A 12,846-nucleotide genomic window follows, 5' to 3' on the forward strand; every position below is an offset into this window, starting at 1 on the left:
GTGGATCGCGGTCAGGACCGCGGGGGCCGGGGTGCCGGGGAGGTCCTGGCGGCCTGTGGTGCGGCCTCCCGTACGGTGCGGGTCCGGCGCCGGGTGGCGCAGCCGACGGGCGCGCGTACTCGGGGGGCCTCCACCGCCGTGGTGAACTGATCGAGCACCTGCTCCAGACCTTCCGCGGCGCCGGCCTCGATCCGGAGCGAGCCGTCCGGCTGGGCCACCAGGTCGCGGTCGAGCAGGAACCACCCTTGGACGATGTGTGCCGCGCCCATCGAGGACAGCACGGGCCGCAGCGTGTAGTCGATCGCCAGGACATGCCTCGTGCTGCCGCCGGTTGCGAGCGGGAGCACCGTCTTGCCGGCCAGGGCGTGCTGGGGCAGGACGTCGAGCAGGGCTTTGAGCAGGCCGGAGTACGCGGCCTTGTAGACCGGTGTGCCGACCACGACGGCGTCGGCCTGCTCGAACAGCGCCTGTGCGCGGACGATCGCGGGGTGGCCGGCATCGGCGCTCAGCAGTGCCTGTGCCGGCAGGTCACGCGCGTCCAGCGGCGTCACCGTGTGCCCGCGGCTCGCCAGCCGGGCATCGAGGTGGCGCAGCAGGCGCGCGGTGCGCGAGGTCGGGGAAGGGCTTCCTGACACGGACAGAACGGTGGCCATACGTCCTCGTTTCGGAGAGGTGGACCGGTACGGGCGGCCGGCGCACCCTGGCGGGCGTCGCCGCGCCCGCGCGCGTCGTTGCGCGGGACGGGGCGCAGGCCCGGCCTGTCGAGCCTGCGGGGGGCTGAACGGGAGCCGGTGCCGACCGATGTGGGCGTACGGCTGCGGGGCAACGGCCGCACGGCGGGGCGCATTCGGGCGGCCGTGGACGCCGGTGTATGTATCGCCTTGCCCGAGACGCAAGGCCGGGGACGCTCACGATCCCGGGGAAGAAAAGCCGGACACCGGGCGAGGCGGGCGAGCCGGACAGACGCGGGGCCGGTGACGCTCGGGGCGTCTCAGCGGCGCCCCGGCGGGGTCAGCGGCAACAGAACGCGCTGGAGACGCGCGCCAGGTCGATGTGGCGGCGCCGGGTGAGATCCAGTCGCGGGGTCATGGAAAGAAAGTGCAACAGACAACGACCCTGCGGTCAACAAGGGTCTCGCATGACGGACGACCCGACGGTCCGCGCGTACGCCCGCGTAGTGATCAGACCACTCTCCATACTCCCGTATCACTCCCGCAACAGTCTCCGGGCAGGCTGGTCACGATCACACTCGCCGCACCGGTGCGGTGGGCGGGCGTGAGCCGGCGAGGACCGTGTGGACCCATGTGACTTGCGGACTGTCGTGAACCTGCCAAATCAAGGGGACGTGACATGGCGAACGGGAAGGCGGTGGCGCGCGTGCGCGTGGGCGGACGGTTGAGAGGTGCCGCCGTGGCGGCCGTAGTGGCAATGACCGCGGCGGCCTGCACGGGCGGCGGAGGAGATCACACGGCGATCCAGAACGGCCAGAGCGCCACCGCCGCCTCTCACGGCCCGGCGAAGAAGGGTGGAACGGTCACCGTCGCCGAGATCTCCGCACAACCCGACTTCGTCTTCCCGCTGGTGCCGGCGACCAACCAGAACGGCTGGAACGTCAACCTCACCCAGGGTCTGTGGCCGTTCCTGGTGTACGCGGGGGACGGCGGCGCCTCGCAGGTCAACAAGGAACGAAGCCTGTTCACGTCGCTCGACTACGCCAACGGCGGCAAGCGGCTGACCATTCACCTCAAGAACTGGAACTGGTCGGACGGAAAGCCCGTCACCAGCCGCGACTTCACGTTCGTCTACAACCTGCTGAAGGCCAACTACAAGAACTGGCAGGCCCACCTCCAGGGGCTCTTTCCCGAAGACGTGACCAAGGTCGCCACGCCGGACGCGCACACCGTGGTCCTCGACCTCGACCGCGCCTACAACCCGGACTTCTACACCGACGACGTGCTCAGCACGATTCCGCTGCTGCCGCAGCACGCCTGGGACAAGGAGTCCGCCACCGGCGCGGTCGGTGACTACGACACCACGGCTGCGGGCGCCAGGGCCGTCTACACGTTCCTGCAGAAGGAAGGCGCACAGACCGGCTCGTTCGCCACCAACCCGCTGTGGCAGGTGGTGGACGGTCCCTGGAAGCTCAAGGAGTTCCGTTCCAACGGCTACTACTCCTACGTTCCCAACCCGAACTACTCCGGGGCCAAGCCGGCCCTCGACAAGCTGGTCATCACCCCGTTCACCACCGACACCCCCGAGATCAACGCGCTGCGCTCCGGCAGCAGCCTGGACGTCGCCGCGCTCCCGCTCAACGACATCGCCCAGGCGCGGGCGCTGACCCGCCAGGGCTACTCGATCGCCAGCCGGCCCATCCCCGGCGTCTCCCAGATCGTGCCGAACCTGTACAACGCCGGCGTCGGCCCGGTGCTGCGGCAGCTCTACGTCCGGCAGGCGCTGGAGTACCTGATCGACCGCCCGCAGATCGTCTCCAAGGTGTACGACGGCTATGCCGACCCGGGTAACGGGCCCGTCCCGGTCACGGCCCAGAAGAGCTGGGCCACCGCGCTGGAGACGTCCGGCGGCCCCTATCCCTACGCGCCGCAGAAGGCGGCCGCCCTGCTGAAGGCCCACGGCTGGAAGGTCGTGCCACGGGGCACCACCGTATGCGAGGACCCCGGCACCGGGCCGAACCAGTGCGGCTCGGGCGTCAAGGCCGGCCAGGCGCTGACGTTCCAACTGATCTACTCCTCCGGACGGACCACCAATGATCAGCAGTTCGCCGCGATCAAGTCGTCGGAGGCCCAGGCCGGCATCACGCTGAACCTCAAGTCCGAGCCGTTCAACACCCTCATCGGCTCCCTGGGCACCTGCACCGCGTCCTCGCACCCGAAGTCCGGCTGCGGCTGGCAGTTGGCCAGCTACGGCTACGTGCCCTACCAGCTCTATCCGAACGGCTCCAGCCTCTTCGACACCGGGGGCGGCAACAACGCCGGCGGTTACTCCGACCCGACGATGGACAAGCTGATCAAGGAGACCGAGTACAGCACGGATCGCACCGTCTTCTCCCAGTACGAGGACTACGCCGCCCGCCAGCTCCCCTGGCTCTGGCTTCCGCTGCGGGCCGGTGTGCTGGTCTACCGGAGCAACCTGCAGGGTGTGGTGCCGCTCAACCCGTTCTCCGGCGGGAACAACTTCGAGGACTGGTACTACACGTCATGACGGCGTATCTGCTTCGCCGGACCGGCCAGGCCGTCGTGGTGGTGATCGGCGTGATGGTCCTCACCTTCGCACTGATCCACTTCGAGCCCGGCAGCGCCGCCAGGGCCACCCTCGGCACCAGAGCCACGGCCGAGCGGATCGCGGTGTTCAACGCCGCCAACGGGCTGAACAGACCGCTGCCCGCGCAGTTCGTCACCTTCGTCAAGCAGGCACTCCAGGGGGACTTCGGCACCTCGTACTCGCTGCACCAGCCGGTGTCGGCCCTGATCGCCCAGCGGCTGCCCAGGGACGCGCTGCTGCTGGGGCTGTCGATCCTGCTGGCACTGGCCGTCGCCGTGCCGATGGGCGTCTACCAGGCGGTGCGTCGCGACAGCGCGGCGGACCACGTCCTGACCGTCGTGGCGTTCACCCTCTACTCGATGCCGGACTTCTTCTTCGGCCTGCTCCTGGTGGCGCTGTTCTCGGTGCAACTCCACATACTGCCCTCGCAGGCGCCACAGGCCGTGTCGGTCGGCGGTATCCTCGCCGACCCGCGCGGGCTGGTGCTACCGGTGGTCACCCTGACACTGGTCAGCCTCGCGGGGTTCAGCCGCTACGTGCGCTCCTCGGCGATCAGCACCCTCGCCCAGGACTACGTGCTCGTGGCTCGTGCCAAGGGGCTGGCCGAGTCCCAGGTACTGCGCCGGCACGTGCTGCGCAACTCGCTGTTGCCGGTCGTCACCATCCTGGGACTTACCGCCCCGGCGATAGTGACCGGCGCCGTCATCGCCGAGTCGGTCTTCAACTACCCCGGCATGGGGCTGCTGTTCTACCAGGCGGCCACCAGCAAGGACTATCCCGTGCTGCTTGCCTCGACCTTGGTCGTCGGCGTGGCCACCGTGGTCGGCAGCCTCCTGGCAGATGTCGCCTACGGCATCCTCGACCCCCGGATCCGCTATGACCGCGACTGACCCCGCACCCCTCGCGGAGGGCCCGCCGGCAGCCGGCAGCCCCACCGGGGCGCGCACCCCCGCCGCCGGACGCGGCCTCGGCGGGCCGGCGGTGGCCCTGCTGCGCAACCGCCGGGCCCGGGCCGGGCTCGTCCTGATCGCCCTCGTCGCCCTGTTCTGCTTCGCCGGACCGCTGTTCTACCGCACCGACCAGGTGACCGTGCACCTCGACCTCGCCGAACTCCCGCCCGGTGGCGGGCATCCGCTGGGAACCGACGCCAACGGCTACGACGTGCTCGGCCGGTTGATGGCCGGCGGCCGCTCCTCGCTGGAGCTCGGCTTCGCCGTGGCCGTGGCCACCACCGTTGTCGGCACCCTATACGGGGCGTTCTCCGGCTACGTGGGCGGCGTCACCGATTCCCTGATGATGCGGGTGGTCGACACCTTCCTCGCCGTACCCGGGCTCGTGCTGCTCCTGATCATGGTCAGCATGTTCAGCCCCTCCCTGGGCGGGATCATCCTGCTCCTGTCGCTGCTGTCCTGGCTGTCGCCGGCCCGCCTGGTACGCGGTGAGGTCCTCACCCTGCGCACCAGGGAGTTCGTGCAGGCCGCACGGATGATGGGCGGCACCGGGCCACGGGTGGTGCTGCGCCACCTCGTGCCCAACGCCGCGGGAGTCGTCATCGTCAGCGCCACCTTCACCGTCGCCGACTCCATTCTCATGCTGTCCACGCTCAGCTTCCTCGGCCTGGGCCTGCCGCCGCCGAACGCCGACTGGGGCACGATGCTCACCGGCGGCCTGGACTTCCTGTACGACGGCTACTGGTGGCTGGTGTATCCGCCGGCAGCGCTCCTCGTCCTCACGGTGGTCGCGTTCAACCTGCTCGGCGACGCGCTCCACGACGCCCTCGACGTCCGGCTCAAGCGCACCTGACGTCACGGAATGTCCCGCGTCACGGAATGTCCCACAGCCGCTCGCCGCTCCCGGCGGTCACCTCGCGAGGAACCCGCATGCCCCTGCTCGACGTCCGCCACCTCACCACCCGCATCACCACCGGCCGCGGCACCGTTCGGGCCGTCGAGGACGTGTCGTTCACGCTGGAGGCCGGGGAAACCCTGGGTCTGGTCGGCGAGTCGGGCTGCGGCAAGTCCATGACGGGGCTTTCCCTCATGGGCCTGCTGCCGCCCGGCGGCGGCATCGCTCCCGGCTCCTCCGTCCGGCTGGACGGCCGGGAACTGGTGGGGCTGCCCGCACGAGAACTGCGACGGGTGCGCGGCAACGACATCGCGATGGTCTTCCAGGACCCGATGACCTCTTTGGACCCGACCAAGACCATCGGCCGCCAAATCGCCGAACCGGTGCTGCTGCACCAGCGCTGTTCGCGGGCCGCGGCGCGCGAACGAGCCGTCGAGGCGCTCGGACTGGTCGGGCTGCCCCAGCCCCGACGGCGCCTGGACGACTATCCGCACCAGCTCTCCGGCGGGCAGCGGCAACGCGCGCTCATCGCGATGGCGCTGGCCAACGAGCCCCGGGTGCTCATCGCCGACGAGCCCACGACCGCTCTCGACGTCACCGTCCAGGCGCAGATCCTGGCCCTGCTCGCGTCAGTGCGCGCTCGTCTCGGTATGGCGATGATCCTCATCACCCACGACATGGGCGTCACCGCCGGCAACATCGACCGGGTGTACGTCATGTACGCCGGACGCATCGCCGAGAGCGCCGGCACGGACCGCTTCTTCCACGACATGCGCCACCCCTATTCCCAGCGACTGCTGGCCTCCGTCCCCCGGCTGGATCAGGACCCGCTCGGCGAACTTCCGACCATTCCCGGGCTGCCGCCGGATCTCCTCGACCCACCCGCCGGCTGCCGCTTCGCCGAGCGCTGCCCGTACGCCACCCAACGGTGCCGGACGGAAGAACCCGTGCTGAGGGGGGAACACGGGCACAAGTTCGCGTGCTGGCACCCGGTCAGGGGGCCCGTGCCGGTCGCAGCCCCCCGCCGCGCCCCGGCGGATGCGACGGCTCCGGGGCCAGGGACGGCCACCACCGGAGACGAGATGTCCGCGACCCTTCCGGCGAAACGAGCGGTGTCCGCGCGAGGACCCGGGCAGCCGGCGCGGGCCGGCGGCCCGCTCCCGGCGACGACCACGGCAGTGGAGCGGGACGAGCCGGCACCGGCGGCGGGGGTACCGCTGCTGGAGGCGCGCGACCTGGTGCGTGAGTACCCCGTGCGGGGCGCCCGGCTGCCCGGCCGGGCCCGGCGCGTCGTCCACGCCGTCTCCGGCGTGTCGTTCAGTCTGGCGCAGGGGGAGACGTTCGGCCTGGTGGGCGAGTCGGGGTGCGGGAAGAGCACGCTCGGCCGGTTGCTCGTCGGCCTGGACCGCCCCGACGCCGGCACCGTCGCCCTGGACGGCACCGACCTGGGTTCGCTGCGCGGGCGAGCGCTGCGAAGGCGGCGCCGCGACCTCCACATGGTCTTCCAGGACCCGTTCTCCTCGCTCGACCCGCGCATGCGCGTCGGCGCCATCCTGCGGGAGCCGTTGCAGATTCACTCAGTAGGCACCGCGGGCGAGCAACGGGCCCGTGCGGCCGAGCTGATGGCCGAGGTGGGTCTGCCCGAGCGCGGCCTCGACCTCTTCCCGCACGAATTCTCCGGCGGCCAGCGGCAACGGATCGGCCTGGCCCGTGCGCTGGCCCTCACCCCACGGGTGATCGTCGCGGACGAGCCGGTCTCCGCGTTGGACGTCTCCGTCCGCGCCCAGGTGCTGAACTTGATGAAGCGCCTCCAGGCCGCGCACGGCCTGTCCTACGTCGTCATCTCGCACGATCTCGCCGTGGTACGGCACCTGGCCGACCGGATCGGCGTGATGTACCTGGGCCGACTGGTCGAGACCGGCAGCGCGGAGGACGTCTGCGAGCGCCCCGCGCACCCCTACACGGCCGGGCTGCTGGCCGCCGTCCCCGTCCCCGACCCCGCCGCCGAGCGGGCCAAGCGCGGCCATGCGCCCAGCGGCGAACCGCCCGATCCGGTCGCGCCGCCCAGCGGATGCCGGTTCCGCACCCGATGCCCGCTGGCCCAGGCGCGCTGCGCCGACGAGGAGCCCGCCCCGCGCGCCTTCGGCCCCGGCCACGCCGCGGCCTGCCACTTCCCACTGCGCGCCCCTCTTCCCGAACAGCCGGACGCCGCCGGCGTCGTGCCTCAGGTCCCAACGAAATGAGTGGTGGGGAACTGCGGGCTCGGTGGCCATGAGTCAGGTCACCGTGCCGTGGACAAGGCTGGCGCCCTTTTTCCCGTGGGGCGGCCGCCTCGGCTCCCGCGCCGTCGGCGGTCGACTCGCTGGGCGTTACTCGACCCGCCGGAGATGCTCCAGGTCGCGCTGGTACCAGGTGCCCGGCTTGCCGCCGAGGTGGGTCGGGTCGGCCGGGCCGACGGGGACGAACCCTGCTTTGGTCAGCACCTTCTGGGACGCGAGGTTCCGGTGGGCGGCGGCCGCCCGCAGGGTGCGAAGGCCGTGTCGGGCCGGGGCAAGTCGGCACAGTTCCTGGACGGTCGCGGTCGCCACGCCACGACCGGCAGCGTGCTGGGCGACCCGGTAGCCGAGTTCCGCGGTGTGGTCCTTGATGTCGACCAGATTGAACCTGCCGAGTACCGAGCCGTCCTCGGCGACGAGTACGTAGAAGGCGCAGATGCCGGCCTCCTGCTCGGCCAGCAACGCGTTGTACAGGTCGGTGAACCGGTCGAAGAAGTCGTCGCCGCGGTCGGAGATCGAGGCGGCGAAGTAGGCGCGGTTCGCCAACTCGAAGGCCAGGACCGCCGGGGCATGACCGGCGCTCAGCGGCTTCAGCTCGGGCATTCCCCGACCCTATCCAGGCAGCACGCCGACGCCACCTGGTTTTCCGCCGGCGGGACCTTCACCGACGCCAAGTGGGAGACGCGCCGCCCCGACCGGGCGGTACGGCCGGTGGCCGTTATTGTCGCGGTCGGGGCGGTTGTGCATTAGCGTCCGCCGTCGGCCTGCCGGCCCGGCCTCACTTCAGGTGCCGGGTGAAGAACTGGGCCGCGGCGTCCCCCGCGAACTGCGGGACGCCGGTGTGGCCGCCCATGTTGGCCTGCAGCGTCTTCTCCTTGGAGCCGAAGGCGTCGAACAGGTCCAGCGCCGCCTGCCGGTCGTTCCCTTCGTCGTCCCACTGCAGCAGGACATGCAGCGGAATGGTGACCTGGCGGGCCTCCTCGAGGGTGGTGCGAGGGATGAAGCTCCCGGCGAAGAGACCGGCCGCCACGATGCGCGGCTCGACGACCGCAAGGCGAACGCCGATGGAGATCACTCCCCCCGAGTACCCGACCGGGCCGCCGATCCCGGGCAGCGAAAGAAGGGCGTCCAGGGCGGCCTGCCATTCCGGGACCGCTTTGTCGACGAGCGGGAGGACGAGTGCGTCGATGATCTCGTCGCCGACCGGTTCGCCGGCCTCGAGCGCCCGGCGCATATCGGCGCGGGCCTGCTCGATGGCGCCCCAACGGGGCCGGTCCCCGCTGCCGGGGAGTTCGATGGTGGCCGCGGCGAAGCCGTCCGCCACCGCGTGCCGAGCCCGTGCCGCCAGCCGGGGGTACATCTTGCGCAGCCCGAGCAGAGGGAGCCCGAGCAGGATCAGCGGCGCCGGCGCGGATACGGAGGCGGGCGTCCACAGGATGCCGGGGATCTCGCCGAGGGTGAATTCGCGTTCCAGGACGCCCTCGTCGAGGCGCCGTTCGGAAGTGAATCGCATGGTCGTGCCTTTCGGGAGTGCTCTTGAACGGCGCTCCCGGACGACCTGTCCCTATCGCCCGACCGTGACCCCGGAGGGGAGCACCCATGTCATCAGGTTCACGGGTACCACCTCCTCGTTCTCTCGCACGGCCTCAGGAAAAGTAGCAGCGGTCGCCGTGGTCCGCCAACTCGTTTTTACGGAGGCCACGTTCGTCCGTGTACCGGTCAGGAAGCGACGCGTCGAGGTGGTGCCGACGGCCAGGCAAGGAGGGCCGCTTCGGCGATGTGTCGCAGGTCGGAACGGGACGCGCCGTCGCGGGCCTGGGCGGACATGCCCTGGAGGACGGCCGAGTAGAAGGTCGCCAGGGCGTGGGCGTCGGTGTCGGGGGGCAGTTCGCCCGACCGTACGGCGGCGGCGATCTTGTCCTGGAGGGCGCGCAGACCTGCCGCACGCAGTTCGCGCAGTCGGGTCGACATGTCCGAGGACTGCGGGGAGCAGTTGGTCGCCGCGGTGATCAGCAGGCAGCCGGGCGGGTGGTCGGGCCTGGTGTACGCCGCGGCGGCCTCGAACAGCAGGCGTTCGACGGCATCACCGGCGCGCGGTTCCTCGCTCAGCGCGGACGCGGTGAAGGCGCCGTACGTGTGCAGGTAGCGCCCGAGCGCTTCGAGGAACAGGGCCCGCTTGTCGCCGAAGGCCGCGTACATGCTGGCCGGTCCGATCCCCAGGGCTGCGGTGAGTACGGACACCGAGGTCGCGTCGTAGCCGTACGCCCAGAACACGTCCACCGCACGCTCGAGTGCCTGCTCGCGGTCGAAGGACCGGGGTCGCCCTGTCTTCATGGCCCAATTCTAGAGCGATCGTTCAGGAAGTGGGCTACCGTACTTCTTGAGCGATCGCTCTAAAAGTAGGGAGCGCACAGATGATCACCGTGGGCATGCTCATCCGCATCGAGGCGAAGCCGGACCGGGTGGCGGACGTCGAGGCCGTGCTGAAGTCGGCCGTGGAGCAGGTACGGCACGAGGTCACGACGGCCGTCTGGGTGGCCTCGCGGCTGGGGCCGACGACGTTCGCGATCTTCGACGCCTTCGCCGACGAGGCCGGCCGCCGGGCCCACCTGGACGCGTACGGCGGCGCGCTGCGCGAGGCGGCCGGGGAACTGTTCGCCGAACCGCCTGTCATCGAGTTCGCCGACATCGTCGAGGCCAAACTGCCCGCCGCGTAAATCGGGCCGCCGCGCCCCTGGCTCCCGTGCGCCCGGCGCACTCCCTGTCCGGCGAAGCCGGGCGCCGCGACACTGGCTGAGCGGGCAGAGCTGACGGGCAGTCAGTGGACGGGTGCGGATCGAAGGAGAGCGGCGTGCGGGAGACATCGGTTTCTGCGGGGAAGAGGGGACGTCGGCGCCGGCACACTCTGCTCGGCGCGTTCGCCGCGGCGGGTGCGCTCACAGGTGCGCTGCTGGCGGCACCGGGGGCGGCGGCGCAGCAGTCACCCATCACCGAATACGGGCCGGTTCCCTCGTCGCTCCCGGTCGGCGGCGTGTGCGAGGTCGAGTTCGACCACAACGACAACCTGTGGGTGGAGCAGTACCTCAGCAGCCAGATCGCCCGGTACGACACCACGACAGGGACGTTCACGAACTTCGATACGCCGATGCCGCTGTCCATGCCGGGCGGCATGGACCTGGACGCGGACGGCAACCTCTGGATGCCGCAGGTCACCGGCAACAGCCTGCTGCGCGTCGACACCCGCGACGGCAGCATGACCGAGATCCCGCTGCCGTGGGCCAACGCGTTCGCCACCACGGTCCTGGGCATCCCCCTCCACACCGGGCTGGGCCTGGCCAACGACATCGCCTGGGGGCCGGACCACGCCCTGTGGTTCACCCTCGGCGGCCTGAACTCCGTCGGGCGGTACGACCCGCACACCGGGGAGTTCACCAAGTACCGGGTGCCCGGGGAGATTCTGGGCCAGGTGCACGCGCTGTTCGGCATCATCAAGCCGGGGCCCGGCCGGACCGTGCTGTTCGGCCTCCCGCAGATGAACCAGGTCGGCACGATCGACGTCGACACCAAGCACTTCACCCTCTACACCATGCCGACGCCCGCGTCCTTCCCGGTGGGCGTGCGCAGCGCGTCGGACGGCTCCATCTGGGTCGGCGAGGCGCTGGGCCTGAAGATCGCCCGGATCGACCCGGCCACCGGCCACATCACGGAATATCCGCTGGCCGGCCCGGCGGGCATCCTGACCGGCATCCTCGACGGGCTCATCGGGCACAGCGTGGGCAACCCGCTGCCCTCGCCCGGGCCGGTGGCCGAAGGCAGCGACGGCAACATCTACATCGCGGTGAGCTTCCCCGCCGCCGTCGGACTCGGCAACCAGATCGCCCGGTTCGACCCGCGCACCGGCGACGTCACGATGTGGCCCACCCCCTCGTCGGCCTCGTACCCCTGCGACATCAACCCGCACCAGCCCGGCGCCATCTGGTTCGGCCTGCTCACACCGAACAGGATCGGCAGGCTCGACATCAACGCCACCTGACGCGTACGAACGCAGCACCGACCTCGGGCGGCCGGTTCAGGCATCCTGTTCGGCGAACGGTGGCAGCGCCGCCCGGTGGACCCAGGCGTCGAGGACCGGGGCCAGCGGGCGGGAGGTGTACTGGGCGGCGTGGGCGGCCAGCCCCGCCGTGGTCACCACGCCATGGCGGTGCACGGCCGTCCAGCCCTTGAGCATGCGGAAGAACGGGCCCTCGCCCATCGCGCTGCGCAGCGCGTGGACCGCGAGGCCGCCGCGCTGGTAGAGCCGGTCGTCGAACATCAGCCGGCGGCCCGGGTCGCCGAGGATCAGGTCCTGCGGGAGCCGGGCCAGGTTCTGGTACGCGTCGGCGGCGTGCGCGGCGGCCCGCGGGCCGCCGCTGTGCTCGGACCACAGCCACTCCGCGTACTTGGCGAAGCCCTCGTTGAGCCAGATGTGCCGCCAGTCGCCGATCGAGAGGCTGTTGCCGAACCACTGGTGGGCCAGTTCGTGGGCGACCAGCCGCTCCGACCCGCGCCGCCCGCCCAGGTGGTTGGTGCCGAAGGTGGCCAGCCCCTGCGCCTCGACCGGTACGTCCAGCTCCTCGTCGGCCACGACCACCGCGTACTCGTCGAACGGATACGGCCCGAAGACGTCCTCGAAGAAGTCCATCATGCGGGTCTGCCGGCCGAAGTCGACGGCGAATTCGCGGCGGAGCCGCGCCGGTACCCACCCGATCTGCCGCACCGGGCGGCGCGGGGCGAACACCGAGCCGCCGCCCACCAGTTGCACCGCCTCGTACCGGCCGATCGAGACGGACACCAGATAGGAGGAGGTGGGCGCCGGCTGCTCGTAGACCCAGGTGGTGCTGCTGGCCCCGGCGGTCCTGGACAGCAGCCTGCCGCTGACGACCACCGTGTACACGGACGGGGCGGTGACCGAGATCTGGTACGACGCCTTGTCCGCGGGCCGGTCGTTGCACGGGTACCACGACGGCGCGCCGACCGGCTGGCTGGCCACCAGCGCGCCGTCGGTGAGCTCCTCCCAGCCCAGGCCGCCCCATTGGCTGGTGACCGGCTGCGGGTTGCCGGTCCAGTGCACCTCGACGGTGAAGGCCGCGCCCGCCTCGACCGCCTTCGCGGGACGGACCCGCAGCCGCCCCGCGCGGTGGGCGTAGTGCGCGGGCCGGCCGTCGACGACGACCCGCTGGAGCCGGAAGTCGGCCAGGTCGAGCGTGAACTCCCGCAGCTCCGCGCCGTCGGCCACCGCGCTGAGCCGCGCGGTGCCGCGCAGCCGGTTGGAAGCGGGCCGGTAGTCCAGCGCCAGTTCGTAGCGGTGGACCCGGTAGCGGGTGTCGCCGTGGGCGGGGAAGTACGGGTCCGCCTGCGGCGCCGCTGCTCGCTTCGGGGTCATCAGTCCTTCGTTCTCCTGTGTCCG

12 protein-coding genes are annotated in these 12,846 nt (G+C 71.1%); 6 read left to right on the plus strand and 6 right to left on the minus strand.

Annotated elements, in window-relative coordinates; all coding sequences use genetic code 11:
* Positions 1–11 precede the first annotated feature (11 nt).
* On the minus strand, positions 12–653 hold the full coding sequence (ssuE, locus tag ITX44_RS27435; protein WP_205360086.1) for an NADPH-dependent FMN reductase: 642 nt from the start codon (positions 651–653) through the stop codon (positions 12–14).
* A 358-nt stretch (positions 654–1,011) separates the two neighbouring features.
* On the minus strand, positions 1,012–1,089 hold the full coding sequence (locus ITX44_RS43115; RefSeq protein ID WP_372441008.1) for a putative leader peptide: 78 nt from the start codon (positions 1,087–1,089) through the stop codon (positions 1,012–1,014).
* 321 nt (positions 1,090–1,410) lie between these two features.
* Here ITX44_RS43115 and ITX44_RS27440 point away from each other — a divergent pair, with 321 nt between their 5' ends.
* From ITX44_RS27440 to ITX44_RS27455, 4 genes are all read left to right on the plus strand, one after another.
* Positions 1,411–3,219 carry a peptide ABC transporter substrate-binding protein gene (locus ITX44_RS27440; protein ID WP_205360087.1) on the plus strand — a complete coding sequence of 603 codons (1,809 nt, stop codon included), beginning with the start codon at positions 1,411–1,413 and terminating at the stop codon, positions 3,217–3,219.
* Positions 3,216–4,169, plus strand: coding sequence for an ABC transporter permease (locus ITX44_RS27445; protein WP_205360088.1), 954 nt, complete (start codon positions 3,216–3,218; stop codon positions 4,167–4,169). Before ITX44_RS27440 ends, ITX44_RS27445 begins: the two co-directional genes overlap by 4 nt.
* Positions 4,156–5,082: an ABC transporter permease gene (locus ITX44_RS27450; RefSeq protein WP_236061749.1), complete on the plus strand. Its 927-nt coding sequence runs from the start codon at positions 4,156–4,158 to the stop codon at positions 5,080–5,082. Before ITX44_RS27445 ends, ITX44_RS27450 begins: the two co-directional genes overlap by 14 nt.
* Before the next feature lie 77 nt (positions 5,083–5,159).
* Positions 5,160–7,367: a dipeptide ABC transporter ATP-binding protein gene (locus ITX44_RS27455; RefSeq protein WP_205360090.1), complete on the plus strand. Its 2,208-nt coding sequence runs from the start codon at positions 5,160–5,162 to the stop codon at positions 7,365–7,367.
* Positions 7,368–7,493: 126 nt separating this feature from the next.
* On the opposite strand, the gene ITX44_RS27460 is transcribed toward ITX44_RS27455, so the two are convergent.
* From ITX44_RS27460 to ITX44_RS27470, 3 genes are all read right to left on the minus strand, one after another.
* Positions 7,494–8,003, minus strand: a complete 510-nt coding sequence (locus tag ITX44_RS27460) for a GNAT family N-acetyltransferase (protein WP_205360091.1) — start codon at positions 8,001–8,003, stop codon at positions 7,494–7,496.
* 175 nt (positions 8,004–8,178) lie between these two features.
* Positions 8,179–8,913: an alpha/beta hydrolase gene (locus ITX44_RS27465; protein WP_205360092.1), complete on the minus strand. Its 735-nt coding sequence runs from the start codon at positions 8,911–8,913 to the stop codon at positions 8,179–8,181.
* A gap of 206 nt (positions 8,914–9,119) precedes the next feature.
* On the minus strand, positions 9,120–9,734 hold the full coding sequence (locus tag ITX44_RS27470) for a TetR/AcrR family transcriptional regulator (RefSeq protein ID WP_205360093.1): 615 nt from the start codon (positions 9,732–9,734) through the stop codon (positions 9,120–9,122).
* Positions 9,735–9,814: 80 nt separating this feature from the next.
* Here ITX44_RS27470 and ITX44_RS27475 point away from each other — a divergent pair, with 80 nt between their 5' ends.
* Positions 9,815–10,117, plus strand: a complete 303-nt coding sequence (locus ITX44_RS27475; protein WP_205360094.1) for a putative quinol monooxygenase — start codon at positions 9,815–9,817, stop codon at positions 10,115–10,117.
* A gap of 134 nt (positions 10,118–10,251) precedes the next feature.
* A complete protein-coding gene (locus ITX44_RS27480; RefSeq protein ID WP_205360095.1) occupies positions 10,252–11,433 on the plus strand; it encodes a Vgb family protein in 1,182 nt (393 codons plus the stop codon).
* A 36-nt stretch (positions 11,434–11,469) separates the two neighbouring features.
* On the opposite strand, the gene ITX44_RS27485 is transcribed toward ITX44_RS27480, so the two are convergent.
* Positions 11,470–12,822, minus strand: a complete 1,353-nt coding sequence (locus ITX44_RS27485) for a M1 family metallopeptidase (protein WP_205360096.1) — start codon at positions 12,820–12,822, stop codon at positions 11,470–11,472.
* Between the last annotated feature and the right edge of the window lie 24 nt (positions 12,823–12,846).

Source organism: Actinacidiphila acididurans (assembly GCF_016918855.1).
Taxonomy (GTDB): Bacteria; Actinomycetota; Actinomycetes; order Streptomycetales; family Streptomycetaceae; genus Actinacidiphila; species Actinacidiphila acididurans.

Bases quoted from the DNA above. Each gene is read 5' to 3' on its own strand.
- ssuE (WP_205360086.1), bottom strand. From the start codon at position 653: ATGGCCACCGTTCTGTCCGTGTCAGGAAGCCCTTCCCCGACCTCGCGC.
- ITX44_RS43115 (WP_372441008.1), bottom strand. From the start codon at position 1,089: ATGACCCCGCGACTGGATCTCACCCGGCGCCGCCACATCGACCTGGCG.
- ITX44_RS27445 (WP_205360088.1), top strand. From the start codon at position 3,216: ATGACGGCGTATCTGCTTCGCCGGACCGGCCAGGCCGTCGTGGTGGTG.
- ITX44_RS27450 (WP_236061749.1), top strand. From the start codon at position 4,156: ATGACCGCGACTGACCCCGCACCCCTCGCGGAGGGCCCGCCGGCAGCC.
- ITX44_RS27455 (WP_205360090.1), top strand. From the start codon at position 5,160: ATGCCCCTGCTCGACGTCCGCCACCTCACCACCCGCATCACCACCGGC.
- ITX44_RS27460 (WP_205360091.1), bottom strand. From the start codon at position 8,003: ATGCCCGAGCTGAAGCCGCTGAGCGCCGGTCATGCCCCGGCGGTCCTG.
- ITX44_RS27465 (WP_205360092.1), bottom strand. From the start codon at position 8,913: ATGCGATTCACTTCCGAACGGCGCCTCGACGAGGGCGTCCTGGAACGC.
- ITX44_RS27470 (WP_205360093.1), bottom strand. From the start codon at position 9,734: ATGAAGACAGGGCGACCCCGGTCCTTCGACCGCGAGCAGGCACTCGAG.
- ITX44_RS27475 (WP_205360094.1), top strand. From the start codon at position 9,815: ATGATCACCGTGGGCATGCTCATCCGCATCGAGGCGAAGCCGGACCGG.
- ITX44_RS27485 (WP_205360096.1), bottom strand. From the start codon at position 12,822: ATGACCCCGAAGCGAGCAGCGGCGCCGCAGGCGGACCCGTACTTCCCC.